The 26,021-nt window shown below is 62.1% G+C and carries 27 protein-coding genes; 11 read left to right on the top strand and 16 right to left on the bottom strand.

Translation table 11 applies throughout. The features are described 5' to 3' along the window. Positions 1-20: 20 nt before the first annotated feature. The 3 genes from kdsA to BLU15_RS12735 form a co-directional block, all read right to left on the bottom strand. Positions 21-863: a 3-deoxy-8-phosphooctulonate synthase gene (kdsA, locus tag BLU15_RS12725; RefSeq protein WP_162731872.1), complete on the bottom strand. Its 843-nt coding sequence runs from the start codon at positions 861-863 to the stop codon at positions 21-23. Continuing rightward, positions 863-1,753, bottom strand: a complete 891-nt coding sequence (locus BLU15_RS12730) for a VOC family protein (RefSeq protein WP_034795850.1) — start codon at positions 1,751-1,753, stop codon at positions 863-865. Before BLU15_RS12730 ends, kdsA begins: the two co-directional genes overlap by 1 nt. A gap of 546 nt (positions 1,754-2,299) precedes the next feature. Further along, on the bottom strand, positions 2,300-3,112 hold the full coding sequence (locus BLU15_RS12735; protein WP_090295724.1) for a class I SAM-dependent methyltransferase: 813 nt from the start codon (positions 3,110-3,112) through the stop codon (positions 2,300-2,302). Positions 3,113-3,644: 532 nt separating this feature from the next. Between BLU15_RS12735 and BLU15_RS12740 the strand changes: the two genes are divergently transcribed. From BLU15_RS12740 to BLU15_RS12770, 7 genes are all read left to right on the top strand, one after another. Next, a complete protein-coding gene (locus BLU15_RS12740; RefSeq protein ID WP_060582507.1) occupies positions 3,645-4,289 on the top strand; it encodes a lysophospholipid acyltransferase family protein in 645 nt (214 codons plus the stop codon). Then, on the top strand, positions 4,286-5,236 hold the full coding sequence (locus tag BLU15_RS12745) for a phosphatidate cytidylyltransferase (protein WP_034795857.1): 951 nt from the start codon (positions 4,286-4,288) through the stop codon (positions 5,234-5,236). Before BLU15_RS12740 ends, BLU15_RS12745 begins: the two co-directional genes overlap by 4 nt. Then, entirely contained in the window at positions 5,233-5,631 is a 399-nt protein-coding gene (locus tag BLU15_RS12750) for a hypothetical protein (RefSeq protein ID WP_090295726.1), read from the top strand. The genes BLU15_RS12745 and BLU15_RS12750 overlap by 4 nt, the downstream gene beginning before the upstream one ends. After that, the gene (locus BLU15_RS12755) at positions 5,615-6,271 is read left to right on the top strand and encodes a CDP-alcohol phosphatidyltransferase family protein (RefSeq protein ID WP_090295728.1); all 657 of its coding nucleotides are present in this window, start codon (positions 5,615-5,617) and stop codon (positions 6,269-6,271) included. Before BLU15_RS12750 ends, BLU15_RS12755 begins: the two co-directional genes overlap by 17 nt. A gap of 243 nt (positions 6,272-6,514) precedes the next feature. Beyond that, positions 6,515-7,702 carry a DUF418 domain-containing protein gene (locus BLU15_RS12760; protein WP_090295731.1) on the top strand — a complete coding sequence of 396 codons (1,188 nt, stop codon included), beginning with the start codon at positions 6,515-6,517 and terminating at the stop codon, positions 7,700-7,702. Between the two features lie 152 nt (positions 7,703-7,854). Next, positions 7,855-8,124 carry an autorepressor SdpR family transcription factor gene (locus BLU15_RS12765; protein ID WP_210187440.1) on the top strand — a complete coding sequence of 90 codons (270 nt, stop codon included), beginning with the start codon at positions 7,855-7,857 and terminating at the stop codon, positions 8,122-8,124. Beyond that, positions 8,121-8,768 carry an SdpI family protein gene (locus tag BLU15_RS12770; protein WP_090295734.1) on the top strand — a complete coding sequence of 216 codons (648 nt, stop codon included), beginning with the start codon at positions 8,121-8,123 and terminating at the stop codon, positions 8,766-8,768. Before BLU15_RS12765 ends, BLU15_RS12770 begins: the two co-directional genes overlap by 4 nt. Positions 8,769-8,862: 94 nt before the next feature. On the opposite strand, the gene BLU15_RS12775 is transcribed toward BLU15_RS12770, so the two are convergent. The 6 genes from BLU15_RS12775 to BLU15_RS12800 all read right to left on the bottom strand — a co-directional run bounded on the left by BLU15_RS12775 (position 8,863) and on the right by BLU15_RS12800 (position 14,272). After that, complete coding sequence (locus BLU15_RS12775) at positions 8,863-10,500, bottom strand: CTP synthase (RefSeq protein ID WP_082566349.1); 1,638 nt, start codon at positions 10,498-10,500, stop codon at positions 8,863-8,865. 138 nt (positions 10,501-10,638) lie between these two features. Beyond that, positions 10,639-11,130: a preprotein translocase subunit SecG gene (gene secG / locus BLU15_RS12780; protein ID WP_034795875.1), complete on the bottom strand. Its 492-nt coding sequence runs from the start codon at positions 11,128-11,130 to the stop codon at positions 10,639-10,641. Between the two features lie 131 nt (positions 11,131-11,261). Next, entirely contained in the window at positions 11,262-12,032 is a 771-nt protein-coding gene (tpiA, locus tag BLU15_RS12785; RefSeq protein WP_043617974.1) for a triose-phosphate isomerase, read from the bottom strand. Positions 12,033-12,168: 136 nt separating this feature from the next. Continuing rightward, entirely contained in the window at positions 12,169-13,062 is an 894-nt protein-coding gene (locus BLU15_RS12790) for a class I SAM-dependent methyltransferase (protein ID WP_090295804.1), read from the bottom strand. A gap of 61 nt (positions 13,063-13,123) precedes the next feature. Continuing rightward, complete coding sequence (locus BLU15_RS12795; RefSeq protein ID WP_060582485.1) at positions 13,124-13,609, bottom strand: GNAT family N-acetyltransferase; 486 nt, start codon at positions 13,607-13,609, stop codon at positions 13,124-13,126. 183 nt (positions 13,610-13,792) lie between these two features. Beyond that, positions 13,793-14,272 carry a hypothetical protein gene (locus BLU15_RS12800; RefSeq protein ID WP_060539243.1) on the bottom strand — a complete coding sequence of 160 codons (480 nt, stop codon included), beginning with the start codon at positions 14,270-14,272 and terminating at the stop codon, positions 13,793-13,795. Between the two features lie 193 nt (positions 14,273-14,465). On the opposite strand from BLU15_RS12800, the gene BLU15_RS12805 reads away from it, so the two are divergent. Together BLU15_RS12805 and BLU15_RS12810 are read left to right on the top strand one after the other, a co-directional pair. Next, positions 14,466-15,086, top strand: a complete 621-nt coding sequence (locus tag BLU15_RS12805) for a cytochrome b (protein WP_060517388.1) — start codon at positions 14,466-14,468, stop codon at positions 15,084-15,086. Next, complete coding sequence (locus BLU15_RS12810; RefSeq protein WP_060516885.1) at positions 15,083-15,682, top strand: YceI family protein; 600 nt, start codon at positions 15,083-15,085, stop codon at positions 15,680-15,682. Before BLU15_RS12805 ends, BLU15_RS12810 begins: the two co-directional genes overlap by 4 nt. Positions 15,683-15,718: 36 nt before the next feature. Here the strand turns inward: BLU15_RS12810 and BLU15_RS12815 are convergent, their stop codons facing one another. From BLU15_RS12815 to BLU15_RS12840, 6 genes are all read right to left on the bottom strand, one after another. Further along, positions 15,719-17,170 carry an aspartate aminotransferase family protein gene (locus tag BLU15_RS12815; RefSeq protein WP_176960285.1) on the bottom strand — a complete coding sequence of 484 codons (1,452 nt, stop codon included), beginning with the start codon at positions 17,168-17,170 and terminating at the stop codon, positions 15,719-15,721. Between the two features lie 11 nt (positions 17,171-17,181). Then, positions 17,182-18,192, bottom strand: coding sequence for an NAD-dependent epimerase/dehydratase family protein (locus BLU15_RS12820; RefSeq protein ID WP_090295740.1), 1,011 nt, complete (start codon positions 18,190-18,192; stop codon positions 17,182-17,184). Then, on the bottom strand, positions 18,189-18,629 hold the full coding sequence (locus tag BLU15_RS12825; protein WP_090295744.1) for an EamA family transporter: 441 nt from the start codon (positions 18,627-18,629) through the stop codon (positions 18,189-18,191). Before BLU15_RS12825 ends, BLU15_RS12820 begins: the two co-directional genes overlap by 4 nt. 93 nt (positions 18,630-18,722) lie before the next feature. After that, positions 18,723-20,045, bottom strand: coding sequence for an FAD-binding oxidoreductase (locus BLU15_RS12830; protein WP_090295747.1), 1,323 nt, complete (start codon positions 20,043-20,045; stop codon positions 18,723-18,725). After that, on the bottom strand, positions 20,042-21,484 hold the full coding sequence (locus tag BLU15_RS12835) for a UbiA family prenyltransferase (protein WP_090295807.1): 1,443 nt from the start codon (positions 21,482-21,484) through the stop codon (positions 20,042-20,044). The genes BLU15_RS12830 and BLU15_RS12835 overlap by 4 nt, the downstream gene beginning before the upstream one ends. Positions 21,485-21,611: 127 nt before the next feature. Next, positions 21,612-22,532: an alpha/beta hydrolase gene (locus tag BLU15_RS12840; RefSeq protein ID WP_090295750.1), complete on the bottom strand. Its 921-nt coding sequence runs from the start codon at positions 22,530-22,532 to the stop codon at positions 21,612-21,614. A 212-nt stretch (positions 22,533-22,744) separates the two neighbouring features. Here BLU15_RS12840 and parE point away from each other — a divergent pair, with 212 nt between their 5' ends. Further along, the gene (parE, locus tag BLU15_RS12845) at positions 22,745-24,805 is read left to right on the top strand and encodes a DNA topoisomerase IV subunit B (protein WP_034795915.1); all 2,061 of its coding nucleotides are present in this window, start codon (positions 22,745-22,747) and stop codon (positions 24,803-24,805) included. A gap of 99 nt (positions 24,806-24,904) precedes the next feature. On the opposite strand, the gene BLU15_RS12850 is transcribed toward parE, so the two are convergent. Next, the gene (locus BLU15_RS12850; protein ID WP_090295753.1) at positions 24,905-25,372 is read right to left on the bottom strand and encodes a GNAT family N-acetyltransferase; all 468 of its coding nucleotides are present in this window, start codon (positions 25,370-25,372) and stop codon (positions 24,905-24,907) included. A 220-nt stretch (positions 25,373-25,592) separates the two neighbouring features. On the opposite strand from BLU15_RS12850, the gene BLU15_RS12855 reads away from it, so the two are divergent. After that, positions 25,593-26,006 (top strand): hypothetical protein, encoded by a 414-nt coding sequence (locus BLU15_RS12855; protein ID WP_034795922.1) that lies wholly within the window; start codon positions 25,593-25,595, stop codon positions 26,004-26,006. Positions 26,007-26,021 lie beyond the last annotated feature (15 nt).

Consider the following 26,021-nt stretch of genomic DNA (forward strand, 5'->3'; position numbering starts at 1 on the left):
CACGAAGCGTCGCGCGGGTCTCAGCCCTTGGCGATCGCGTCGAAAGCCAGCAGCTTTTCGAGCAGCCTCGGCATGTCCTTCAGATGCACCATGTTCGGGCCATCGGAGGGCGCATTGTCCGGGTCTTCATGGGTTTCAACAAAGACACCGGCAACACCGACGGCAACGGCAGCGCGCGCCAGGGTCTCGACGAATTCTCGTTGACCGCCCGAAGAGCCGCCCTGCCCGCCCGGCTGCTGAACCGAATGGGTCGCATCAAAGACGACCGGCGCGCCGAGCGAAGCCATGATCGGCAGCGAGCGCATGTCGGAGACCAGCGTGTTGTAGCCGAAGGAAGCGCCACGCTCGCAGAGCATGACATTGGGGTTGCCGCTTTCGGTGAACTTCGCCAACACGTTCTTCATGTCCCAGGGCGCCAGGAACTGGCCCTTCTTGACGTTGATCGCCCGCCCGGTCTTGGCGGCGGCGACCAGAAGATCGGTCTGGCGCGACAGGAAGGCCGGGATCTGCAGGATATCGACCGTCGGGGCGACAAGCGCGCACTGCTCTTCGGTGTGCACGTCGGTCAGAACCGGAAAGCCGAATTCCTTTTTCAGGTCGGCGAAGATTTCCATCGCCTTGTCGAGACCGATGCCACGCTTGCCCGAAAGCGAGGTGCGGTTGGCCTTGTCGAAGGAGGACTTGTAGACGAGGCCGAGGCCGAGCTTGTTGCAGAGTTCGGAGAGCGCACCCGCCATCATGAAGGCGTGTTCACGGCTCTCCATCTGGCAGGGGCCTGCGATCAGCGACAACTTCTCGGTCTGTGCGAAGGCGACCTGACGGGCGCCCTCACCGACAACGACTCTGGCATTGGTTTTCATCATCAAGCTCCAAACGCGAAGATCACCCCTTGCCCCGGCATTTCGGGGACAATGAGGCGCCCGCCCATTTCTGCAAATTCGATATCGTTCTCGGCAAAGAGCGCCCGCGTTGCCTCGAGATCGGCAACACGGAAGACGACCGCCCGTCCGCGAAGGCCCCGTTCGGCACCGCGCACCGAGCGACCGAAGAAGGCTTCCATGCCGGCGGCGTTCAGCACCGAGATCTTGGCGTTGGTGGTCGCGACATCCATGCCGAAGGAATGCGCCGAAACCTCGCGCTCATCGACCGCTTCCTGCAGCAGATACTGGAAATCAGTCGGATTGGCTTCCGACAGCACCACTTCGCTTATGCCGATCACGCCGTTGTCGTGTCGCTCCAGCGCCGCCCGATCGGTGGGGAGTGCGCGAACGCGCTGACAGCTGAAAAGAAAGAGATCCGGCGCGCGCAGGTCGGCCGCAAAGGCAAGACGGAACGAGCCCAGTCCTTCGCGGCCATCGGGCAGCTTCATCGGCCGGGAAAACTCCAGCATGTCACCGCCGGAGATGCCCCGCGCCCGAAAGCGGATATGGTCGCTCGCCGCATCCTCGGTGCCGAAGACCAGCGCCGAGAGGCCTTCCGGTCCCTGGCGGAAACGAAACGCCTGATCACGCGCCACAAAGGCGTTGCCGTCGAGTGCCGCCGCTTCGCACTCCTCGCGGGACGCTATGGCTAGCGGTTCGAGATAGGTGCCGTCGGCAAAGAAGACGCAGGCATTTTCGGTGCCGAAGGGATGGCGGGCATCGTCGGCGACGGTGAAGCCGAGATTGGAAAGCCGACGCCGCGCCTGGGTAAGCGTATCCACCGGCAGCACGAGGTGATCGAGCGGGCGGGTGGTGCGCTTGGAGAGGCTCATGGCGTGTTCCCTGATGGTTCGCCGCTGTTTGCAACTTTTGGCCGGCGAATGCAAGCCGGGTCACCGCCAGGGGCCGGATCGGCCATCCGGGTTCGGGCCGTTGCCGCAAAGTGAGCCGTCCGCGGCCGGCTGCGCCCGCCGCGGATTATGCCTGTCAGCGGGAGACGAACCGCCGGAAGGTCAGTAGTAGCCCGGCGCCGTCGTGGCGTTCGCCGTGTTCCCCGCACCGAGACCGGGGGCGAACGTCTGGGGCTGCGTGTAGGATGTATTGGTCGAGGACGTCGAGGCACAACCCGAAAGCCCCAGCACGGCAACCGCCAAAGGCACGAATAACAAAGCGATGAAGCGCATATGGATTGACCCCTTTCCAGTTTCGCTGACGACAGGAAAGTACGAAACCGATGCGTTGGCGAGTACGTAACAGTAACGCGAGGTAAAAAGGCGGTGCGGAAGCCGGGATCGGCAACCGCAGCGCCTTCCGGCCGCTGCGACTGCCCTCGTTGCGTGCGAGCTTGCGGGCCCGAACAGAGCGCCGGGCCTGCCGCATCAGGGATGAAGATCGCTCTTGATGGCAAAGGTGGCGATGAAGGTCGGCACGAACCTGTCGATCAGGAAACGAGCCGACGGCTGCCAATCCTCGTGAAAGCCGGCCAACAGGAAACCGACCTTCAGCTGCCCCTCGATCTGCGCAGAAAGGCTGTGTCCGAAGACCAGGGCCTCGCCCCGATCGACCTTGGCCTGCACGACATCGGGCGCGAGATGCTCCACCTCGGCAAAGGGGAGCCGGTAAGCCGGGCGGATAAGGCCCTTTTCCGCATGGGCCGGATCGCGGTCGCCGACGAAAACGATCGGATTGTAGAAGCTCGAAAGCAGCCGACCGCCGGTCTTCAGCACCCGGTGGCACTCCCGCCAGACCGGCTGGAGGTCGGGAACATAGAGGTTCGAGATCGGATGAAAGACGATGTCGAAGGTTTCGTCCGCAAAGGTCGCGAGGTCCCGCATGTCGCCCTGCACGGTCAAAAGCGACAGCCCTTCGCGTTCGGCGACGCGCCGATCCTGTTCGAGCTGTCCCTCGGAGAGGTCGAAGACCGTAACGTCCGCACCGGCGGCGGCCAGGGTCGGCGCCTGCTGCCCGCCGGCGGACGCCAGGCAGAGGATCTTCTTGCCCTTGACGTCGGGCAACCAGCCCTCAGGCAGATCGCCGGGCGTCAGCCGCGCCTGCCACTGCCCTTTGCGGGCGTCGGCGATCATCTCGCGTGTGACCGGGCGGGACCATTCGCAGTCCTGGCTTGCCTGCCTGTCCCACGCCTGGCGATTGTGATCGATGATATCGAGATTGGAGGAGGAAATGTCTTGCATGTTCGGTCCCTGGAACTTGTCCTGATGTGACCGCTCACGAAGGCGAATGGAGATCGCAGGCAGAAATGCCCTAGCGTTCGTCCGTCGATGCGGATCGCAGCAATGCCATCGTCCATCTTCTTCGCAAGCGAAGTTGAGGCGATTCGGTTTTCACCGGGCATTACTGGCGCATTGGACGACGCTCCCCTTACTGGAAGCCGCAAGCTAGCGGCTAAGTTGCGGATGGTCAACGCGAACGGAGGCCAACGGCTGCGACGTGCCGCCGCAATGGTTTCTCCGTCATGGTGTCGGCGAACGAATATCCGGCATGGTCTGCGCGTTATCATGTTGCGCATGATTTCAACCGCTTGAGAAGCCGTCACAATTGCGTAAAATTCGTCATTGCAGCCTGGAGTTATGCCGGGCAGCAGGCTGAGGGGCAGCATTTGATTATTGAGTCGCAAGGCAAGAAACGCATCCGGGCACGGCCGAGTCACGCCAAGGGGCGCTTCGGCACACTGACTCGGCTCCCAACCGGGCACAAAACCACATGATGCGCGAGATGATGGCCAAGCTGGCTTCCATCGCCATCATGATGTTTGCGCGGGCGCTGACGGCGGCGCGCGCCATCTGGCATGAGACCGGCCTGCCGCCGAAGCAGAGCATCTATTTCGCCAACCACTCCAGCCACGGCGATTTCGTGCTGATCTGGGCGGTCTTGCCGCCCTGGCTCAGGGAACGCGCGCGGCCGGTCGCAGGTGCCGAATACTGGCTGAAATCGAAGCTTTCGACCTTCATCGGCCGCGACGTCTTCGACGCGGTGCTGATCGAGCGCGACCCGGATGCGCGCACGCAGGACCCGGTCGAGCAGATGACGGCCGTGCTCAACGACGGATCGTCGCTCATTCTCTTTCCCGAGGGAACGCGCAACCAGACCGAAGCGCGACTGCTGCCGTTCAAGAGCGGGCTCTATCACCTCGCCTGCAAGCGCCCGGACGTGGCGCTGGTTCCCGTCTGGATCAACAATCTCAACCGCGTCATGCCCAAGGGGGAGTTCGTGCCGATCCCGCTCATCTGCACCGTCAATTTCGGCGAACCGATGCGCCTCAAGGCGCAGGAGACGAAGGAAGAGTTCATCGCTCGCGCCGAGACCGCCCTGCTTTCGCTCGCGCCTTCATCGACGGATGACGGCGCATGAGCGCGGCCAGCCTGGACATGCTCAAGCTGCTCTTCGGCGTCGGCGGCGTTCTCGTGCTGGCGTCAAGCGTCGGCTACATGCTCAAGCAGAAGCTGTCGCCTGACGGGTCGAACGGCTCGATCGAGAACCTCAACGCCCGCATCAAGGCGTGGTGGGCAATGGTAGTGCTGATCGCCATCGCCTTCGTTGCCGGACGGGTCGGCGTGCTCCTGCTCTTTGCCTTCTGCTCGTTTGCGGCGCTGCGCGAGTTCATCACGCTCATCAACACGCGGCGCGGCGACCACTGGGCGATCGCGGGCGCCTTCTTCGTCGTCCTGCCGATCAACTACTTCCTGCTGTGGGCCGAGCAATACGGCATCTATTCGATCTTCGTGCCGGTCTACGCCTTCTTGCTGATGCCGATCGTCGCGGTTCTTCGCGGCGACACGCGCGACTTCCTGGTCCGGATCTCCGAGGTGCAATGGGCGCTGATGATCTGCGTCTTCTGCGCCTCGCATGTGCCGGCGCTGCTAACGCTGCAGATCCCGGGCTATGAGGGACGCAACGTGCTTCTCATCGCCTTCCTCGTCATCGTCGTTCAGTCGAGCGACGTGCTGCAATATGTCTGGGGCAAGCTCTTCGGCAAAACCAAGATCGCGCCAACGCTTTCGCCGTCGAAAACGGTCGAGGGTTTCGTCGGCGGCGTTGCGAGCGCAACGCTGATCGGCGCCTCGCTCTGGTGGATTACCCCGTTCACCCCGGCACAAGCCGCGTTGATGTCGCTCATCATAACCCTGATGGGATTCTTCGGCGGGCTCGTCATGTCGGCGATCAAGCGGGACCGCGGCGTCAAGGACTGGGGCCATCTGATCGAAGGCCATGGCGGGCTGATCGACCGGCTCGATTCCGTTGTCTTCTCCGCGCCGATCTTCTTCCACCTGACGCGCTACTGGTGGTCGCTGACATGAGCGCGAAACTGAAGGGGCTGGCATCAAGCGGCTTCGTACATGTGGCCTTCGCCTTTTTCGCCATGGGCGGCTGGGCGCTTTTCGCCAACGGCCATCACCCCATGCCCAAGCCGCTTGTTGCCGGCCTCGTCCAGGGAACGCTTTCGGCGCTGCTTACCCTCTACCTCAAAACGGCGATCGATGCGCTTTCCAGGCGGTTCCGCGGCGCAAGGCGCCTGGTTCTGCCACCGCTCTTCGCGTGCCTTGGCTCATCTGCAATTCTGGTCGCGATCCATGCCGCCAGCGGCACGCCCGAGATCCTGAAAACGATTGCGCTGCCGCTCACGGTTTCGACCACCTACGCCGCCATCTACAACTATTCCATCAGCCGAGGCGAACATGACCGAGACCGGTGACCGCAGGCCGCTCGCAAGCCGCAACACCCGCTGGGCGCAGGCCACCGCGCGCCGCCTGGCATCGATGAACCTCACGCCAAACCGGATCTCGCAGGCAAGCATGCTGGCGGCCGCCCTTGCCGGCCTTTCCTTCTGGCTCACGGGCGAAAGCGAGGACGGCGTAAGGGCGAGCCTGTTCATCGCCGCCGCGCTCTTCTGCCAGTTGCGCCTGCTCTGCAACCTTTTCGATGGCATGGTCGCCGTCGAGGGTGGCAAGGGCGAGGCCGATGGTCCCTTCTGGAACGAGTTTCCCGATCGCATCGCCGACATCTTCATCTTCGTCGGCGCCGGATTTGCCATCGGCGTGCCGGCTCTCGGTTTTGCCGCGGCCACCTTCGGCGTGCTGACCGCCTACGTGCGCGAGCTCGGCCGTGCCAATGGCGCGCCGGGCGACTTCTCCGGCCCGATGGCCAAACAACACCGCATGGCGACGATGACGCTGGCCGCCGTGGTGTCCGCCTTCGAAGGCCTCTGGCTCGGCGATGGCGAACTGCTGTGGATCGCGCTCCTTGCGATCTCGACTGGGGCTGTGCTTACGGCCCTTCTGCGCGCCCGTCGCCAGATTGCCTGGCTTCGGCAAAACGCTCCCTACAAAGGCTAAACACCCGCTTCACGCACCATGAACGAGGCCGCCGCAACATCGCGCGGCCCTCTTGACGTATGTCCATGCCAATTATTAGATTGATTAGTCTATTTATTAAATGCCACGCGTGTCGACGATGAACGAATGCTCGCGCGCACCAAGATCGGCGGCGATCAGGTCATGGTCGCTGCCTCATGAAAGCAAACTTTTTCAATCGGTTACGGCGCAAATTTATAGCGCCTCCCGTAACGGAGAACACGAATGAGTACCCCAGACCGCATCGACGACGTCGATGCATTGCGTGGCTTTGCGTTGCTCGGCATCCTCCTTGTCAACATCATGGCCTTCGCCTCCGCCTTCTACGGGCTGGAAATTTCCGACCCCGCCTTCGGCGGCATCCTCGATCGCAGCGTGCATTTCGTGATCGCCCTGTTCTTCGAAATGAAATTCTACCTGCTCTTCTCGTTCCTGTTCGGCTACAGCTTCACCCTGCAGATGCGTTCGGCGGAAAAATCCGGCGAGGCCTTCGTTCCCAGGCTCCTGCGCCGACAGATGGGCCTCTGGCTGATCGGGCTTGCCCATGCGGTCCTGCTTTTCCATGGCGATATTCTCACCACCTACGCGGTGCTTGGCATCGTCCTCCTGATGCTCAGAAACCGCAGCGATGGGGCCCTCTTCCGCCTGGCGAAATGGCTGGTCCTTATCCTTGCAGTGGTCTGGGGCACACTCGGCATCCTCATCACGCTGGATCCGGTACCGCTCGATCGGTCTGCCATTCTTTCCGCCGCGGAGGCGGCCGAGATTGCCTTCCAAGGCGACTGGCAAGCCGTCATCGGTCAGCACCTTACGGAGCTCAACTCGGTCTGGATCATCCTCGTCCTGCTGCAAGCGCCGTGCGCGCTGGCGATGTTCCTGCTCGGCCTGATCGCCGGGCGTCGCAAGACCTTGGCGCGGCCGGAGGAGAACACGGCGTTGTTCCAGCGCCTCGTTCGTACCGGTCTCTGGATCGGCCTGCCTGGCGCCGTCATCTATGCCTATGTCAGCGTCGAGATGCCCGAATCGCCAATCGCGGTCATCGCGCTTTCGATCGGGCTCGCCACCGGCCCGCTTCTCACCGGCGCCTATGTCGGCGCCATGATGCTGCTCTTCGGATCCGAAACCGGCCACAGCCTGCGCAACCTGCTGGCGCCTGCCGGCCGCATGGCGTTGTCCAACTATCTGCTGCAGTCGCTGATCGCGGCCCTGATCTTCCATGGTTACGGCCTTGGTCTCATCGGCCAGGTCGCGCCTTTGGCAAGCGTGCTGATCGCGCTTGCGATCTTTGCCGCCCAGCTCTTCGTCAGCCACTGGTGGATGGCCCGTTTCGCCTATGGCCCGCTCGAATGGATCCTGCGCTTCATCACCATCGGCCGCGTGCCGCAGTGGCGCCGCCCGGCGGAGGCGCGCTGACGGACACCAGCCAATTCCCGCAACCAATGCTGCCCGGCGCCTTCGGCGCTGGGCATTTTCGCTTCCTGGCTTGAGACGCAGTTCGGCACTATTTCGCTTTGACTCTAATTAGATATTCGTCTAAATATAGAGACAACAAGCGAGCGGAGACGATGCGGATCAACAGGGTTTTCGAAGCGCTTTCTCATCCCGTGCGGCGGCAGATCCTGGCACTGTTGAAGGCCGGGCCGATGAGCGCCGGCGAACTCGCCGAGCATTTCGACCTGACCAAGCCGACGCTTTCCGCGCATTTCAACAAGCTGCGCGAGGCAGAACTCGTCGCGGTCGAGCGGCGCGGCACGAGCCTCATCTACCACCTCAACATGTCCATTCTCGAAGAGGCGCTCGGCGATCTCCTCAGCACAAGGGATCAAGCACCATGACCTTGCTTTTGCGTTCCCCGATCGCGCTGGTCGCTGGCGGCATACTTTTTTCCGCGACGCTCGTCGGCTATCTCGCAATCCCCGCCGAGGCGCTGCTTCCCATCCATTGGGGTGTTGACGGCACGGCCGATGCCTTCTGGCCGCGCGACCGGGCGCTGGCGCTGGCGCCTGTGGCGGTCGCCGTGCTTGCCGCATTCTCGTTCGCCGTCGGTCGGTTCGCACCACAGGCCGAGCTTCAGGCGGGCCGGCATATCGCCGAAGTCACCCTCCCCGCGATCCTCGCGCTCTTTGCCGCCATTCAAACTGTGATCGTGCTGATCGGGCTTGGCGTCGACCTCTCGATGACGCGCGTGATCGCCTTCGGCCTCGGACTTCTGTCGATCGTCGTCGGCAACGTCCTGCCGAAATCGCAGCCGAACGGCCTTGCCGGCATTCGGCTGCCGTGGACGCTCGCCGATAACGCCAACTGGCGGGCAACGCACCGGCTTGCGGGCCTGCTGATGGTCTGCGCCGGTATCACCCTGGCACTGCTGGCCGTCGTCATGAGCACCGGTCCAACGCTTGCCGCAGCGACGATCGCCGCGCTGCTGCTGCCGGTCGCAATTGCAACGCTCTATAGCTACCACATCGCCCGTCGCAGTTAGAGGCTCCGGGCGTCGCAGCTCGGCCGCAGCGCAACGGCAGAAATGAAAAAGGCCGGTCTTGCGACCGGCCTTTTGCTTGTCTTTCCTGTGCGCCTCAAACGAGACGCGACTGTTCCAGTGCAGCTTCGATGAAGCTTGCAAACAGCGGATGCGGATCGAGCGGACGCGACTTCAGTTCCGGGTGGTACTGAACGCCGATGAACCACGGATGATCCGGATACTCGACCGTCTCCGGCAGGATGCCGTCCGGCGACATGCCCGAAAACACCAGACCGCAGGACTCAAGCCGATCCTTGTAGTCAACGTTGACTTCGTAGCGGTGGCGGTGACGCTCAAAGATCTCGGTCGAACCGTAGATCTCGGCAATCTTGGTGTCGGCCTTCAACGATGCGCGATAGGCGCCAAGCCGCATCGTGCCACCGAGATCACCCGATGCGGAACGCTTCTCGAGTTCGTTGCCCTTCACCCACTCGGTCATCAGACCAACGACCGGTTCCTTGGTCGGACCGAACTCGGTGGAGGACGCCTTCTCGATGCCGGCGAGGTTGCGGGCAGCTTCAACGACAGCCATCTGCATGCCGAAGCAGATGCCAAAATACGGCACCTTGCGCTCGCGGGCAAAGCGCGCCGCGTTGATCTTGCCCTCCGAACCGCGTTCGCCGAAACCGCCGGGAACGAGGATGCCGTGTACCTTTTCAAGGTAGGGCGCTGCGTCTTCCTTCTCGAAGACTTCCGATTCGATCCACTCGAGCTTGACCTTCACCCGGTTGGCGATGCCACCATGGTAAAGCGCTTCGATCAGCGACTTGTAGGCATCCTTGAGGCCGGTGTACTTGCCGACGATCGCGATCGTGACTTCGCCTTCCGGCGTGCGGATGCGATCGGCAACCCGTTCCCAGGCGTCCATGCGCGGCTTCGGCGCCGGTTCGATGCCGAAGGCTGCCAGCACTTCGTTGTCGAGGCCTTCCTTGTGGTAGGCGATCGGAACGTCGTAGATCGAGGCAACGTCGAGCGCCTGGATGACTGCCGACTGGCGGACGTTACAGAAGAGCGAGAGCTTGCGACGCTCGGCCTCCGGAATTTCGCGGTCCGCACGAACGAGCAGGATATCAGGGTGGATGCCGAGGGCCTGCAGTTCCTTGACGGAATGCTGCGTCGGCTTGGTCTTCAGTTCGCCGGCAGCCGGGATATAGGGCATCAGAGTGAGATGGACGTAGACGGCGGTGCCACGCGGCAGGTCGTTGCCGAGCTGGCGGATCGCCTCCATGAACGGCATCGCTTCGATGTCGCCGACGGTGCCGCCGATTTCGCACAGCACGAAGTCGTAGTCGTCGTTGCCTTCGGTAACGAAGTTCTTGATTTCGTTGGTAACGTGCGGGATCACCTGAACGGTTGCGCCGAGATAGTCACCGCGACGTTCCTTGTCGATGATGTTCTTATAGATTCGGCCCGTGGTGATGTTGTCGGTCTTCGTCGCCGAACGCCCTGTGAAGCGTTCATAGTGGCCGAGATCGAGATCGGTCTCCGCGCCATCGTCGGTTACGAAAACCTCACCGTGCTGGGTCGGGCTCATGGTGCCCGGGTCAACGTTGAGATAGGGGTCGAGCTTGCGCAGTCTCACCCGGTAGCCACGCGCCTGCAGCAGTGCTCCGAGAGCCGCTGCAGCGATGCCTTTTCCGAGGGAGGAAACCACGCCGCCTGTGATGAATACATATCGCGCCATGGGAGTCACCGGATACCTTTTAACTAATGATTCCGCCACCGAAAAATTCATGTTCCAGAACTTTTCGTCTTGGGATGGAGGCAGATTTCACACAAAACAAAACCGGCGGATGAAACATCCGCCGGCGGGTTCTTCAGAATTGCGACCTTATTGGCCGCTGGGAACTTGCGATCCCGTATTGCTGTTGGCGCCAGCGGCGGGCGCCGGGGTCGTTGCGCCGCCGGCCGGGGCTTCGCCCGTCGTTGCCGGTGCGGTCGTCGAGGGAACGCCATTGTCGGCCGGAGCGGCGTTGCCGGTGGCCGGCTGCTGTCCAGTCGCACCGCCAGCCGGAGCCGGGGCGCCGCCACCGAGCGAATTGAGAACGCCACCGCCGTTCGAGCTGGTGCCCGGGATACGGTCGAGGATGTCGGTCGCCTGCGGCTGGTAACGCGCGAGAATGCCCATGCCGAGCGCCAGGACGAAGAAGAGCGCGGCAAGGATCGCCGTCGTGCGGGTCAGCGCATTGGCCGTGCCGCGCGCGGACATGAAGCCCGAGCCGCCGCCGATGCCCAGGCCACCGCCTTCGGAACGCTGAATGAGTACGACGCCGATCAGGGCGACGACGACCATGAGATAGATGACGAGTAGTACGGTCTGCATCAGCTTCCAGTCCTGCCCTTGGGGCACACGAATCAAACCCTGCGCAAACTCGGCATGGCCGGGCGCAATTTTCGCGCCTCTTTATACCATGCCGTGCGCCATTAAAAGCCCCTGCCCGGTAACCCGGGCGATCAGGCCGTCAATTCTTCATAAGCCCGGTAGATGGCGAGGAAGTCTTCGGCTTTCAAGCTTGCACCACCGATCAGTGCGCCGTCGACATTGGCAACGCCCATCAATTCCTTCGCATTGGACGGCTTGACCGAGCCGCCATAGAGGATGCGCATCTTGGCGCCGGCGTCGGCAAAGCGTGCGACCAGCTCCTTGCGCATGAAGGCGTGGGCTTCCTCGACGTCCGTAGCCGTCGGCGTCAGGCCGGTGCCAATCGCCCAGACGGGCTCATAGGCAATCACGGTGTTTTCCGCGGTTGCTGCATCCGGCAGGCTTTCGGCCAGCTGACGCTTCAAAACATCGAGCGTCTTGCCGGCCTTGCGCTCATCACCGGTCTCGCCGATGCAGACGATCGCGACGAGTTCGGCCGAATGGGCCGCTTCCGTCTTTGCGCGTACCAGCGCATCGCTTTCGGCATGATCGGTGCGGCGCTCGGAATGGCCGACAATGACGTGGGTGCCGAAGCAATCGGCGATCATCTCGGCGGAAAGGTCGCCGGTGTGGGCGCCCGACTGCTTCTGGTGGCAGTCCTGCGCGCCGATCAGCAGCGGGCTGTCGTCGCAAAGCGCCGTCGCCACGTAGAGCAACGTCGCCGGCGGGCAGATCAACGTTTCGACCTTGGCGGAAAGTTCGCCCTTGACCCCTTCGGCCATCGCCTTGATCTGATCGAGCGAAGCGCGGGTTCCGTTCATCTTCCAGTTGCCGGCGACGAGCGGGCGGATATCGGGCGTCATGCTATTTCCTCCGGGTACTTTTCTCCGGAAGCGGCCTAGCAAATGCAGCCGGCAAATAAAAGCACCGCCGGCGATTATTCATGGGCCGCGGGGCCGGTTGCCCTGCCCCGCCGTCAGGCGTTGCGCGTCGCCAGCATCATGACGAAGGACGCCCTGCCTTCTCGCGATCTTCCGCCGCCGACCCGACCTTGGCGGCCACAATCGCATACATCAGCGGCAGGCTCGGCATGGCCGCCGGCGGCGCCATGCGCCCGCCGCCAAGGTCGCGCATGCCTTCAAACGCCACCCAGCCGTTGGCATAGGGGTATTCCTTCAGGACTTCCATCCGGAGCCCGGCGTCGATCAGTGCCTGCACAACATCGGCGATACCCCAGTTGAACTCGAAGGACGGGTGCGGATTGGTGAATCCCACCACGCCCTCCTGATAGCCTCCATGGGCAAGGCCTGCGCCCGAGTCGGCGACATAGTCACCGACGCCCGCTTCCGCGACCGGGTCTTTGGGCGCGTAGTCGTAGTGTGGCTTCCAGCCCTGATCGAAAACCATCGCAAAGGGATGGAATTCAACGAAGGCGAAACGCCCGCCGGGCTTCAGCACATCGGCAATGCCACGCGCCCAGACACCGAGGTCCGATAGCCAGCAAATGGTACCATAGGAAGCAAAGACGCGATCGAACCGGCGGCCGGCCTTGCGGGCGTCGTCGAACCAGCCGAACAGGTCGGACCGCTCGAAGGCGGCTGCGATGCCGCTTTCCGCCGAAAGCCCTGTGGCAAAGGCGATCGCCTCGTCCGAGATATCGACGCCGGTCACGTTCGCGCCGCGCCGCGCCAGGCTCAGGCTATCCTGGCCGGAATTGCATTGCAGATGGAGGACGTCGAGACCAGCGATATCGCCCAGCAACTCGATCTCTTCCGGATAGAGCGTGGAGCCGCCGGCGCGGAAGAAAGCGGCCTGGTCGCCCTTGTGACTGTTGTGCGCGACGGTCGCGGCATTCCACGAGAGGCGATTGGCCTCGTGAAGATCAATACTCATGTTCCAACTCTTGAACATCTGGGAGAGACACGGGAGGTTTTTTCCCCGTATCCCGGCGCCCTTAGAATTTCAGCACAGCCTCAAGCTCGTCATCATAGTACTCGCCCGTCGGCTTGAAGCCGAGGCCTTGGTAAAAGCCCTCAGGGCTGCCAGGGCCCTGCCCGTAACTCGTGTAGAGCTCATGCAGGCCCCGCGCCTTCAGATCGCGCACGACAAGGGCAATCGCCTGCTTGCCATACCCTTTGCCCTGGAAAGGCCGGGCGATCATGAAGCGCCAGAGATAGACACCCGGGCAATCGATGCCGTCATCCCAGTCGGATCCTTCGTGTAACATGATGAAGCCAATGAGCGTCTCATCGGCGTAGACTGCACGGAACCAGGCATTCTCGGAAAAATGCGCCTCGGCGATCGAGGTGCCGTTGTCCGCCACCATGTTGCGCTGTTCGTCGCTCAGCGTCTCGCTGAGTTCGCAGACGTCGCAGACGGTCAAGGCTGATATGCGCCGAAGGGTGATTTCGGCATCGGACGGCAATACGGTTTCACTCATGGGAAACTCCTTAGAAAAATCAAAATGTTAAAAAAGGGCCCGAACCAGAACGGCGGACCTCGAATCACCCGTTAAAGGGGCAATCGGCGATAAAATGAAATCATGGCGAGAAAACGCCAAAGTCAGAACTGCCGGTATCTCGCCAGATTCCGGCACCGCTGTTACTAGGCTATACGCCTGCCTTCACTTCGGGCGGCCGGCCGTCGGTTGATTGCCCCCGTTCTCCAAGCCGGCGATCGCCGCGTGAACGTCGGCTTCGGCATCCTCGTCGAACTGCTCGAAGATCGCGTCGCCGATCAGGGCGTGAACCTCGCGGAGATAGGGTGCTGCCGCCTCGCCTTCGCCGAGCGCCAGATAAGCGCGCGCGATCGAAAGCGACGAGAGTGGCTGGCGCCGCGCGAGCGTCCACTCACGGGCAAGCAGGGAGACGGCAATGCTCTCCCGATGGTGCCCGGCATCGCAAAGGGCGGCGCCGTAGCCGCTCTTGACCCAATAGTACATGTCCGTGAAAGCGAGGTGGACATCGGCTATGTTGGATGCCAGACGCCAGGCGTCGACCGCTTCGCCATAGTTGCCTTCGGTTCCAAGCCGGATGCCCGCGCGGCCGTGTTCGTAGGCTTCCCGCTCGTGCGGGTTCATTGGTGTCGTTTTCTTCTTTGTCATGTACGCCAGTCCACATGCTCCCAGGAACAACCCCTCCGTGTCCCCTCCACCAGCAAATGGACCATAGCTTGTCGAGATCAACAAGATCTCAGTGCAATTTTATGGTATTCTAGGCGAATAAAAGCACGAACTCATGAGTCTTACCGCAGTCGCCGAGCCAATAGCGGCCGGGCGAGCGACCATGGGGTCGAACATGCTGCGCAACGACAAAGCCGGTTTTGGGTGGATCACCATCGTCCTTCACTGGGCGATTGCGGCATTGATCCTCACCCTACTCGGCCTCGGCTTCATCATGCGGCGAACGCCCGTCGATCCGGCGCTGCAGTTTTCGCTTTACCAATGGCACAAGTCGCTCGGTTTCACCGCACTCGGTCTGGCGACAATCCGCGCGCTCTGGCACCTGGTCGAGGTTCGTCCGCGTCCGCCCGCCGGCCTCAACGCGCTTGAGCGCCGTGCAGCCAGCGCCACCCATGTGGTGCTCATCCTCCTCGCGCTCGCCGTTCCGCTTGCCGGCTGGGCGGTGGCCTCGACATCGACGCTGAACATACCGAGCTTCTATTTCAACTGGATCGTCATCCCCCACCTGCCGATGGCGAAATCGGAAGCGGCCGAAGACCTCTGGACGCTCGTCCATATGACGCTCGCCTACCTCCTGCTCTGCTTCGTCGCGCTTCACGTCCTGGCCGCCCTCTACCATCACTTCGCACGCCGCGACGACGTCCTCGTCCGCATGCTTCAGACCGGATCACGCCAACGCGCTTCCTCCCAAGCGGCTGGTTCGGATCCGGTTATCGCCGGAAGGAAGAAACCATGACACTGCACTCGCAATCACCAACAAAGGCCATTGCCTTCACGTTGCTGCTGGCGCTCGGGAGCATCCCGTCGCCCGCCACGGCAGCCGCGCCGGACCTTGCCGATGCTGCCGGCAACTACGGGATCACGCCGGCTTCACGTATCCATTTCACCGTTGCGCAAGCGGGCGGCGGCGGAATTGTCGGCGATTTCGCCAAGTTTTCCGGCAACTTCCGCATCGACCGAAATGATGTCGGCCATTCGACGGTCGAATTCACGCTTTACCCGGAGAGCGTGAAAACCGGCGAAAAGCGGATCGAGGACTTCCTGAAGTCGAGCGCCGTCTTCGATACCGCAAACTTCAGCACCGTCACATTCCATTCGACGACCGTGAAACAGACCGGACCGGACACGGCCGCGGTCGAGGGAACGCTGACGGCGCGCGGCACGTCGCGAAAGGAGCGCTTCTCGGTAACGCTGCTTGACTGGAACCGCGGCTCGATCGCCTTCAACATCCGCGGCAATATCCACCGATCACCCTACGGCATGGATGTCGGCACGCCGATCTATTCCAACGTCGTCGAGTTCGACATGAACATCAAAGGGCAGAGGCGCTGAACGCCCCTGCCCTTTGCAAGTCGATAGGCTTCTCGATCAACCGATCTGGCTGCCGACGAAATCCTTGACGATCCGCACGATGCCGCGGCCGAGCAGGTCGTCGAGGGCGGCGATGAACTGGTCGACATGGGCGCGCTCGCAGATCAGCGGCGGTTCGAGCCGGATGACGTTGCGATTGTATTCGGTGAAGGCCACCAGCACGTCGTAGTCACGCAAGAGCAGCGCGCCGATGAAGCCGGAGAGCGAGCCTTTGAGCTTGTCGTCGAGCATCGAGACAACAGGACGCATCACCATCGGCAGCGTCTGGCTGAAGTCCTGGAATTCCAGGCCGACCATCAAGCCCTTGCCGCGGACGTCCTTGATGATCTTCGGATACTTCTCTTTCAGCGCCTGCAGACGCTCGAGCAGATAGTCGCCGCTGTCGGCGGCGCGGTCGATCAGGTGCTCGTCGTAAAGCACATTGATGCCTTCAATCGCCGTGACGCAGGCCTCGCCCATGCCGCCGAACGTGGCCATCGCATGGATCATGGCGGTCTTCGGCGTGCCGTAAGCCTTCATGTAGACCTCACGGCGGGCAATCATCGCGCCGACGGCGGCCTTGCCGGCGCCCAGCGACTTGGCGAGCGCCGTCACGTCAGGCACGACGCCGTAATTCTCGAAGGCATAGAAGCGGCCGGAGCGGCCATAGCCGCACTGCACTTCGTCGGCGACCCAGAGCACGCCGTATTTGTCGCAGAGCGCACGCAGCTTCTGCCAGTACTCCGCCGGTGCCTGGATGATGCCGCCGCCGCCCTGGATGGTTTCGAGCACGATGACGCCGATTTCCGGGTCGGACTTGAAGGCATTCTCCACCGCGTCGATATCGGCAAAGGGCACGCGCACTGTGTTGTCCGTGATCTTGAAGTCGGCGCGGTAAAGCTGGCCATCGGTGATGGCGAGCACGCCCTTGGTCTTGCCGTGGAAGGAATTCTCCGCATAGACGACCTTCGGCCGCTTCGGGCCGGCGGCACGTTCGGCAAGCTTGACGGCAGCCTCCATGGCCTCCGAACCGGAAGAGCCGAGGAACACCATGTCGAGATCACCCGGCGAGCAGGCCACGATGTTCTTCGCCAGCGCCGCTGCATATTGCGACATGAAGGCGATCGCGATCTCGTGGCGCTTTTCGTCCTGGAATTTCTGTCGGGCTTCCAGAATGCGCGGATGGTTGTGGCCGAAGGCGAGCGAGCCGAATCCGCCGAAGAAATCGAGGATCTGGCGGCCGTTCTGGTCGGTGTAGAACATGCCCTCGGCGCTCTCGATCTTCACCTTGTGGAAGCCGAGCAGCTTCATGAAGTGGAGCTGGCCCGGGTTCAGGTGTTCCTTGAACGCGGAGGTGATGTCGCCGATCGACATGGCCTTGGCCTGTTCGACGGTGATGAGATCGGGCCTGGCAACGCCGCCGTCGAGCGACGGCGCGGCAACGGCGATACGATTCGGTCTGTCCAGCATGATCTTTCCCCTCATTCGGCCGGCACGGCGACAGCTGCAGGAACTGCGGCGCCCATCTTCTTGGCCCGATATTCGTCATAGGCGGCGATCAACATGTCGCCATCGTTGAACTCCGCGCGCCAGCCGAGCTCGCGCTTCAGCTTGCCGGTTTCGCGCACGCACATTTCGTCGGCGATCAGGTACTGTTCCGGGTCCATGATCGGCTTGTTGATCAGGTCGAAGAAAGCCAGCGTCTGCTTGACCGCAAAGGCCGGCGTCGGCAGCAGGAACGACTTCGAGCCGGCATGCTTGATCAGGTTGCCGAGCAGGTCGCGCACGGACGGCGGATTGTCGGAGCCGAGGTTGTAGGCTTCGTTCGGCACGCCGCCCTTCCAGGCAAGGCGCGCAGCTTCGGCGCAATCGAAGACCGAGATGAACTGGTAGGGCACCTTGCCCGAGCCGATCATCGGCACCGGCAGGTTCAGGTCGATCAGCTTGAACAATTTCTCGAGGATGCCGAGACGGCCGGGACCGATGATCAGGCGCGGGCGGAAGATCGAAATGTTCATGCCCTGCTTGCGCCACTGCATGGCCAGCTGCTCGGTTGCCCATTTCGACTTGCCATATTCGCCGAGCGGCTTTGCTGGATGGGTCTCGGTTTGCGGCGACTGGACGGTGTGGCCATAGATCATGTCGGTGGTGAACTGCACCAGGCGTGATGCGCCAGCGGCATCCATCGCCTTCATGATGTTTTCGGCACCGTAATAATTGACGGGCCAGAAGAACTCCCAGCGCTTGGCGCGGACCTGCAACGGTGACAGCATCTTCGCCGCCATGTTGTAGATCATGTCGTCGGCGCCGATGCCGACCTTTTGGACGGCTTCCAGATCGGTGACGTCGCAATGGACGAAGCGGACGCGGCCGTAGTGCGGCAGGTCGGACTTGACGATATCGGCGACAACGACGTCCTCGCCTTCCTTGACGAGGCGTTCCGCCAAATGACGGCCAACGAAGCCGTCGCCACCAAAGATGATGTGTTTCATGACTTGCTCCCGAATTCTGCGGTGCTCACCCCGGCGGCATCAGCCGATTTCTCGTCGGCGCTGTATGAGATGCCCGACTGGGCGATAAGAATGGTTCCGGCGCAGATCAGCGCGATGCCGGCGATACGCCAGGCATTGAGGTCTTCGCGAAAGACGAAATAGGCGAAGACCGCAACGAGAACGTAAGCGAGGCTCAGGAACGGATAGGCAAAGGAAAGCTCGACCTTCGACAGCACATAAAGATGCGACGCCATCGAGATGACGAAGGTCGCAAGACCGGCAAAGACCCATGGGTTGAAGACGATCTGAAACAGCCGGACGATCGCGGTTTCGGCAGTCATCGAAATCGGTCCAAGCGTCATCATGCCCTGCTTCAGCATCAGCTGAGCGGCGGCGTTGGTGAGCACGGTAAAGAGAATGAATGGAATATATTTCATAGTTTTACTCCCAGTCCCGAAAATCTACTTACGGGCAAGAGACGGATATTCCGTGAAGTTTGCGCATTTAATTGAATAAAATTGTCTGCATTCTCATTCTGGCAAAGCCAGAGCCGTGCGTTTCCAGAAGTTCGAAACCATCGCAGGGTCGCGCAACGTTTCGATCTTTCTCCAGAAAGGAAAAGATTTTTCAAAGACTTGTGGGCTCATGCGGGCATCCTTGTACGGATTGATCGCACCGCCGGCCTCGATTACGATGCGATCGAGCGCATCGAGCAGCTTTACTGTCCGTTCACCTTGATTGGCGAAGTCCAGCGTCAAAGTAAAACCGGGACGCGGGAAGGACAGGATGCCCCGGGAGCCGATGTCGGCGAAACGCTTCAGGATCGTCAGAAACGACGCATGGCCGGCCTGGCGGGCGGTTTCCATGAGCTTGGCCGTGATCTCCGGTGCGTTTTCAGCGGGATAGACGCTCTGATGCTGGTAGAGCCCGCGCGGGCCATAGAGCCGGTTCCAGGCGCCGATCGCATCCAGCGGATAGAAATAAGACGTCCAGGGAACGGTCGTCACCGTCTCGCCCGGCTTCACCTTGCGGAAGTAATACTCGTTGAAGCCTTTGAGCGTTGCCCGGTTGAGCAGGTTGAACGGCGGCGAAAACGGCACGGACAGCTTCAATCCCTTGGGGATGTCGGGCAGTTCGCAGGAACCATCGGCATGATCACCGGCGAGCAGCACCCCCCTGCCCATTCGAGATCCCTTTGCGAGCTGGTCGATCCAGGCGACGGAGTATTCATGCTCGGCATCGACGCCGTCGACGAGGGCAAAGTATTGGTCCAAGTTCTCGAAACGGATCGAGTGCTGCTGCACATGCGGCGACGGCACCTTCATCAACTGGATATCGACGGTGAGGATCAGTCCGGTCAGCCCCATGCCGCCGATGGTCGCGGCGTAGAGTTCCGGGTTTTCGACCGGCGAGCAGGTCAGCCGTTCGCCGGTCGAGCGCAGCAGCGTGAAACGCGTCACGTGATTGCCGAAGGTGCCGCGCGCGTGATGGTTCTTGCCGTGCACGTCGTTGGCGACCGCGCCGCCGACGGTGACAAAGGCCGTGCCAGGCGTCACCGGCAGGAAGAAGCGATGCTCGATCGCCCGTTCCAGCACCTGGCGCAGCGTCACCCCCGCTTCGCAGGTCATCATCCCGGTGCCGGGATCGAAGGCGAGTATCCGGCCGTGAAGGTTGCTTTCGATCAGCATACCGCGATCGTTGTGGCAGCTGTCGCCGTAGCTGCGTCCGTTGCCGAAAGGCAGATAGCCTTCGGACTCAAGGCTGCCGAGCCGGTCTTCATAGTCGTCAGGCGAAATTCCAGGCCGCACGCGATTGTCGATGCGGCCCCAGCTTTCATGGTCTTGCAGGGTCATTGCGGCCCGATGGCTCCAAATAGGATCAGCAGCGCGCCGATCAGCATGGTCAGTTGGCTGCGCCAGTCGCGCATGATGAAGACGACCGGATCCTCATGCAGCATGCCGCGGCGTGCAAGCATCCAGATGCGCAGCAACATATAGAGCACCAGCGGGCAGAGTGGCCACAACGCCCAGGGCGTGGTGTACATCTCCTGCAGTTCCTTGCTGTGCACGTAGAGCGCCAGAACCAGGGCCGAGGTGAAGGCGGAGGCAACGCCGGCCTGGCCGACCATCTCGAAGTCGACAGCGAGATAGCCACGCCCCGGCACGTTGCCACCGTCCTTGTCCTCGAATTCGTGCAGCTCGACGTAACGCTTCACCAGCGCGAGGCTCAGGAAGAAGAAGATCGCAAAGGACACCAGCCAGAAGGACAGTTCCGTGCCGGTCGCGGCCGCACCAGCGACGATGCGTGTGGTGTAGAGGCCGGCGAGCGTGAACACGTCGACGAGCAGCTTGCGCTTCAGCACGAAGGTATAGGCCGTCGTCGCGCAGGCGTAGAAGGCGAGCACCCCGGCAAACTTCCAGGGCAACAGAAGGGTCAGCGCCACGGACGCGATGATGAGGCAGCCTGCAAGCACCAGCGCTGTCGGCACGGACATCTGGCCGCTCGCGAGCGGCCGGTAACGTTTCTTCGCATGGCGGCGATCGTTGGCAAGGTCCGAGAGATCGTTGATGACGTAGACGGCGGATGCGAGGAAGCTGAAGGCAAAGAAGGCGATGATGACGCTGACGATCGCATCGAAATGCAGCACCTCGTGGTTGAGGATCATCGGCACGCCGATGAGCACGTTTTTCGCCCATTGATGCACGCGGATCGACTTCAGCGGCGCAAGCGCGCTGACCTTGCCGGTATCGAGCCGTTCGGCATCATGGTTGCGACGCCATTTTTCCGCGGCCGCATCGGGCGAGACCACGATCGCGCGGCGTGCCACCTCAAAGACGGCGATATCGTCACGGCTGTTGCCCATGTAGTCGAAGGCGCCGTCGCCGTACCGCTCTACCAGCGCCCGGCGCTTGTTGCTGCTCGTCAGGTTGAGCGCGTCGGTCGAATGCATGACCGAGGAGAACATGCCGACATGGGCGGCAATGTCGTTTGCAACGGACGGTGCTGCGCCGGTCACGAGCACGAGTTCGCGCCCGCTCTTCTTTTCCTCCATGAGCCGGTCGATGACGGCCTGCCGATAAGGCCAGTCTTCCGCACGGCGGCCGGATCTAAGGGCCACTTCGTGCTTCAGCCGTGCCTTACCTTTTGCCAGCCAGACCAGCATCGGAAACAGCATGAGCGGATTGCGCAACAGAATGATCGCAGCACCTTCCCACAGCGTGTCGGCGGCCAGCAAAGTGCCGTCCAGATCCACACACAGCGGTATGTGCCGTGTCTCGGTGCGCGCGTCCATGAAGTCCATCCCAGCCATAGTTGCCGGCATCATGGCGCCTTCAACTTTCCAGAGTGGAAACGCGGGAAGAAGCGCTGCCTGGAAATTGCCGTGCTGGTTAACAAATGCCGAGTAGGAAGGAGTGGCCTTAGCGGCTGCCGATCCAGTTCAGGGCATCGCTCCAATCGGTCATGCGAACAGGCGTTCCATGCGATCCGGTCTCAAACAGCACGAAGCGCGTCGGATAGCCTTTCGACTTGAGCGCGGTGTAAAGCGCCTTCTGGCTTTCGGCCGGGTAAACGCTGTCGCGGCTGCCATGGCTGAAAAAGATCGGCAGTTTCGCTTTGAAGGCAGCGCTCTTCGAAAAATCGGGATCACTGACGCCGCCCATGACCATCATGCCGGAGAGTGCTGCGACGGCGGAGGCGTCGCGCGAGACACCCCAGCAGATGAAGCTTCCCATCGAGGCGCAGGCGAGCACGACCGGACGGCCTCCGGAACGTTCGGACGCGTATCGAACCAGGCCGGCGATATCGGCGGCACCTGCCGTATCGAAGGAGCGGACGCTCGGGGCGTAATAGACGCCGCCATTGGCGACGGCGAGGTTCTTCAGCCGGTTGAAGTTTCCACCGAAGGAAAAGTCGTTGGCACCGAGCCGACGGTCGCCGCCGCGGCCATGGATGAAGATGACCGAGAAGCTGGCGCCGCGATCGGGGCCGACACGGGTCACGTCGAGCGCGCGGCCACCGATATCGAGCGTTTCATTGACCTGCTCGTTCTTCACGCCAAGCGACACATAGGCGCGCTTCACCCGGCGTTCCGGGATTTCGTCGCGTTCGTTGATATCCCGCAGTTCCTGGTAGTCGACCGTCAGGTCGTCACCACCATCCTCCTGGTCGAGCACCTTGGCATAGGAGAACAGATCGTCCTTGTAGGGCTTGAGCGTCTGCGCCTCTGCCGGCGAGGCGGCAATTGCCAAGGCTAGGGCGAACAGGCAGGCACGAAACGGAAAAACAACTGTGGACACGGCCAAATGACGGGCTCCCTCTTTCGCCGCAAGCCTTGCCATTGGCCGCACCGCAAAGCAACACTTGGCCCGAAACACGGCCGTTCGTGCGAAAAATCATCGGCGGCCGGCGCCAGAAATTCTCCTTTTGTTCGCGTATCCTGTGAGAGTCTGGCAGAATTCAGGTGATTCGACCGCCGGGGGATGGCGGCAGAGCCTGGGGCTTGCTATGGCCTCTGGCATTCCCGAACGACAGGAACGATCCGAACGGCCCCATGGACGACAACAGCGACCTCTTCTCAATGCCCGAGCAACCGAAGGCCGTACAGCCGAGCGCCAAGCCGGCCGTGGCTGCAGCCCCCATCGCGCGCGAAGAGCCGCGCCCTGCCCCGAAAGGCAGCGATGGCAGCGATTACGATGCGTCGGCGATCGAGGTGCTCGAGGGCCTTGAGCCGGTCCGTCGTCGTCCGGGCATGTATATCGGCGGCACCGACGAGAAGGCGCTGCACCATCTCTTTGCCGAAGTCATCGACAACTCGATGGACGAAGCGGTCGCCGGCCATGCGAACTTCATCGAGGTCCATCTCGACGCGGACGGGTTCCTGACAGTCACCGACAACGGCCGCGGCATCCCGGTCGAAAACCATCCGAAATTCCCCGGCAAGTCGACGCTCGAAGTCGTCATGACGGTGCTCCATGCCGGCGGCAAGTTCGATGGCAAGGCCTACGAGACCTCGGGCGGTTTGCACGGCGTCGGCGTTTCCGTCGTCAACGCACTCTCCGACGCGCTCGAAGTCGAGGTCGCCCGCAATCGCAAGCTCTATCGCCAGCGCTTCTCCCGAGGCATTCCGCAGGGCGGGCTCGAGGAACTCGGCGACGTGCACAATCGCCGCGGCACGCGCGTCCGCTTCCATCCGGACCCGGATATTTTCGGACCGCACGCGCATTTCGAGCCCGGCCGGCTTTTCCGCATGGCGCGCTCGAAAGCCTATCTCTTCGGTGGCGTCGAGATCCGCTGGTCCTGCGATCCGTCATTGCTGCAGGAAGGTTCGGAGATCCCGGACAAGGCCGTCTTTCACTTCCCTGGCGGCCTGAAGGACTATCTGGCGGCGACGCTCGGCAAGGAATTCACCGTTACCCGCGAGATCTTTGCCGGCAAATCGGAGAAGGCCAACGGTCACGGTTCGCTCGAATGGGCGGTCACCTGGTATGGCGGCGACCAGCAGGTTCATTCCTACTGCAACACCATTCCGACGCCTGAGGGCGGTACGCACGAGGCGGGCTTCCGCATCGCGCTGACCAAGGGACTGAAGAACTATGCCGAGCTGAAGCAGAACAAGCGTGCAGCGCTCATCACCACGGATGACGTGATGATCTCGGCCGCCGGCATGCTGTCCGTGTTCATCCGCGAACCGGAATTCGTCGGCCAGACCAAGGACAAGCTAGCGACAGTCGAAGCACAACGCATCGTCGAAAATGCGCTGCGTGACCCCTTCGACCACTACCTTACCGACAATCCGGCCGAGGCCGACAAGCTGCTCGACTGGGTGGTCGAGCGCGCCGAGGAGCGCGTGCGCCGGCGCAAGGAAAAGGAAGTCAACCGCAAGACGGCCGTGCGCAAGCTGCGCCTGCCCGGCAAGCTTGCCGACTGCTCGCAGAACACCGCTGAAGGCGCCGAACTCTTCATCGTCGAAGGGGACTCGGCGGGCGGCTCGGCGAAGCAGGCGCGCAACCGCGCCAACCAGGCGATCCTGCCCTTGCGCGGCAAGATCCTCAACGTGGCGAGCGCTGGTCGAGAAAAGCTCGGCGCCAACCAGCAGATTGCCGACCTCATCCAGGCGCTTGGCTGCGGCACCCGCAGCAAGTACCGGGAAGAGGATCTGCGCTACGAGCGCATCGTCGTCATGACCGACGCCGACGTCGACGGCGCGCATATCGCCTCGCTGCTGATCACCTTCTTCTACCAGGAGATGCCCGAACTGATCCGCGGCGGTCACCTCTATCTCGCCGTGCCGCCGCTCTATCGCATCAGCCAGGGCGCAAGGACGCTCTATGCCCGCGACGACGCGCACCGCGAGGAGCTGATGCGCACCGAGTTTGCCGGTCGCGGCAAGGTCGAGATCGGCCGCTTCAAAGGTCTCGGTGAGATGCTGCCGGCGCAGCTCAAGGAAACGACAATGGATCCGAAGTTCCGCACGCTGCTCAAGGTCGAGATCGACGATGTCGATTTCGAGGGCACGCGCGAAGCGGTCGACAACCTGATGGGCACGAAGGCGGATGCCCGCTTCCGCTTCATCCAGGAGCGCGCTGTCTTTGCGGACAACCTGGACATCTGAGCCGGCTTTCTGCCGGCAAGCAGGATCACAATAATCCATACAGAAACGGCGGCTCACAGGCCGCCGTTTCTGTATTCAGGGTTTGAAGGCCGCTCGAGCTTACGCAACGTGAACGGGCTTCTCCATGAAGAGGCTCAGCGGATCCGGCTGATACCCCCCGAACGGCGGGCGCTCGACGTAGCCGGCCGCCTTGTAAAGGCCTATCGCTTCGGGCTGATAGATGCCTGTTTCGAGGCGGATTGCCACCAGTCCGAGTTGCGCCGCGCGCACCTCCAGCGCCTGCAGCAACAACTTACCGACCCTCAGCCCCCTCGCCTCGGGATCGACGAACATGCGCTTGATTTCCGCAGTCCCGTCACCGGCATCAACCAGGGCGCAGCAGCCGATGGTATCGCCGCCACGCCGTGCGACGAAGAACGATACCTCCGGCTTTTCCAGGTTCGACAGATCGACCATGTGATTGCTCTCGGCGGGGTAGAGCGAGGCGGCGTAGGCGTCAGAGAGTTCCAGGAGACGCAGAACTTCAGCTTGGCGCGGCGTCTCCTGGGCTATGATTACGGCAGGCAATCGGTCGTCCTTTTCATTCAGGCATGGTTTTGCGCCAAACTACCGCCGGCCTACGCCCGGACCAATACGTCAAATGGCGCAGGCTCGTATGCCTCCCCATCAATCCGCCTAACAGGCTGAAACAATTTGTTCCGCGCTGCCGGCAGCATCGCCCTATTTCGAGGAGAATCATGCAGGCATAGGTTGATCCACCACAACCTGCAAAGACGATGGGAATGCGATGCAAGCGGCGCTGATAGTCATGACCATTCTCGGCTGCGACCACGACGTCAGCCAATGCCAGTACATCTCGACGGTCAACGGCAGTTGGCCATCGATCGCGCAGTGCGACACGGCTTCGAACGCGCAACTGCCGAAGTTTTCCAATGCGAACTATCCGGTCGTCGTTGCGGTATGCGAGAGCTCGGCGCCCAGCGTCGCCGAAATCCCCGCGCCGCCACCGGGCGCCCAGCAGAACCAGGCGCTGCCCGTTCCGGCAGCGGAGCCGGAACCCGAGCAAGGATTGCCGAAACGCACGCTGGCTTTCCTGTCGGGCGCCATCCCCGATCGGGAGAAGCTGAAGACCATCGTCACGAAGCCGGTGCGCTATGTCGAAGATGGCTATTCCTGGGTCGCGCGCCGCTTTACCGACTGACGCGCCAAGCACGCC

It is taken from the genome of Ensifer sp. YR511, from assembly GCF_900103045.1.
Lineage (GTDB): Bacteria > Pseudomonadota > Alphaproteobacteria > Rhizobiales > Rhizobiaceae > Ensifer > Ensifer adhaerens.

Coding starts and splice junctions, on each gene's coding strand:
- kdsA (WP_162731872.1), bottom strand. CDS start 863: ATGATGAAAACCAATGCCAGAGTCGTTGTCGGTGAGGGCGCCCGTCAG.
- BLU15_RS12730 (WP_034795850.1), bottom strand. CDS start 1,753: ATGAGCCTCTCCAAGCGCACCACCCGCCCGCTCGATCACCTCGTGCTG.
- BLU15_RS12735 (WP_090295724.1), bottom strand. CDS start 3,112: ATGCAAGACATTTCCTCCTCCAATCTCGATATCATCGATCACAATCGC.
- BLU15_RS12740 (WP_060582507.1), top strand. CDS start 3,645: ATGCGCGAGATGATGGCCAAGCTGGCTTCCATCGCCATCATGATGTTT.
- BLU15_RS12745 (WP_034795857.1), top strand. CDS start 4,286: ATGAGCGCGGCCAGCCTGGACATGCTCAAGCTGCTCTTCGGCGTCGGC.
- BLU15_RS12750 (WP_090295726.1), top strand. CDS start 5,233: ATGAGCGCGAAACTGAAGGGGCTGGCATCAAGCGGCTTCGTACATGTG.
- BLU15_RS12755 (WP_090295728.1), top strand. CDS start 5,615: ATGACCGAGACCGGTGACCGCAGGCCGCTCGCAAGCCGCAACACCCGC.
- BLU15_RS12760 (WP_090295731.1), top strand. CDS start 6,515: ATGAGTACCCCAGACCGCATCGACGACGTCGATGCATTGCGTGGCTTT.
- BLU15_RS12765 (WP_210187440.1), top strand. CDS start 7,855: ATGCGGATCAACAGGGTTTTCGAAGCGCTTTCTCATCCCGTGCGGCGG.
- BLU15_RS12770 (WP_090295734.1), top strand. CDS start 8,121: ATGACCTTGCTTTTGCGTTCCCCGATCGCGCTGGTCGCTGGCGGCATA.
- secG (WP_034795875.1), bottom strand. CDS start 11,130: ATGCAGACCGTACTACTCGTCATCTATCTCATGGTCGTCGTCGCCCTG.
- tpiA (WP_043617974.1), bottom strand. CDS start 12,032: ATGACGCCCGATATCCGCCCGCTCGTCGCCGGCAACTGGAAGATGAAC.
- BLU15_RS12790 (WP_090295804.1), bottom strand. CDS start 13,062: ATGAGTATTGATCTTCACGAGGCCAATCGCCTCTCGTGGAATGCCGCG.
- BLU15_RS12795 (WP_060582485.1), bottom strand. CDS start 13,609: ATGAGTGAAACCGTATTGCCGTCCGATGCCGAAATCACCCTTCGGCGC.
- BLU15_RS12800 (WP_060539243.1), bottom strand. CDS start 14,272: ATGACAAAGAAGAAAACGACACCAATGAACCCGCACGAGCGGGAAGCC.
- BLU15_RS12805 (WP_060517388.1), top strand. CDS start 14,466: ATGCTGCGCAACGACAAAGCCGGTTTTGGGTGGATCACCATCGTCCTT.
- BLU15_RS12810 (WP_060516885.1), top strand. CDS start 15,083: ATGACACTGCACTCGCAATCACCAACAAAGGCCATTGCCTTCACGTTG.
- BLU15_RS12815 (WP_176960285.1), bottom strand. CDS start 17,170: ATGCTGGACAGACCGAATCGTATCGCCGTTGCCGCGCCGTCGCTCGAC.
- BLU15_RS12820 (WP_090295740.1), bottom strand. CDS start 18,192: ATGAAACACATCATCTTTGGTGGCGACGGCTTCGTTGGCCGTCATTTG.
- BLU15_RS12825 (WP_090295744.1), bottom strand. CDS start 18,629: ATGAAATATATTCCATTCATTCTCTTTACCGTGCTCACCAACGCCGCC.
- BLU15_RS12830 (WP_090295747.1), bottom strand. CDS start 20,045: ATGACCCTGCAAGACCATGAAAGCTGGGGCCGCATCGACAATCGCGTG.
- BLU15_RS12835 (WP_090295807.1), bottom strand. CDS start 21,484: ATGGACGCGCGCACCGAGACACGGCACATACCGCTGTGTGTGGATCTG.
- BLU15_RS12840 (WP_090295750.1), bottom strand. CDS start 22,532: ATGGCAAGGCTTGCGGCGAAAGAGGGAGCCCGTCATTTGGCCGTGTCC.
- parE (WP_034795915.1), top strand. CDS start 22,745: ATGGACGACAACAGCGACCTCTTCTCAATGCCCGAGCAACCGAAGGCC.
- BLU15_RS12855 (WP_034795922.1), top strand. CDS start 25,593: ATGCAAGCGGCGCTGATAGTCATGACCATTCTCGGCTGCGACCACGAC.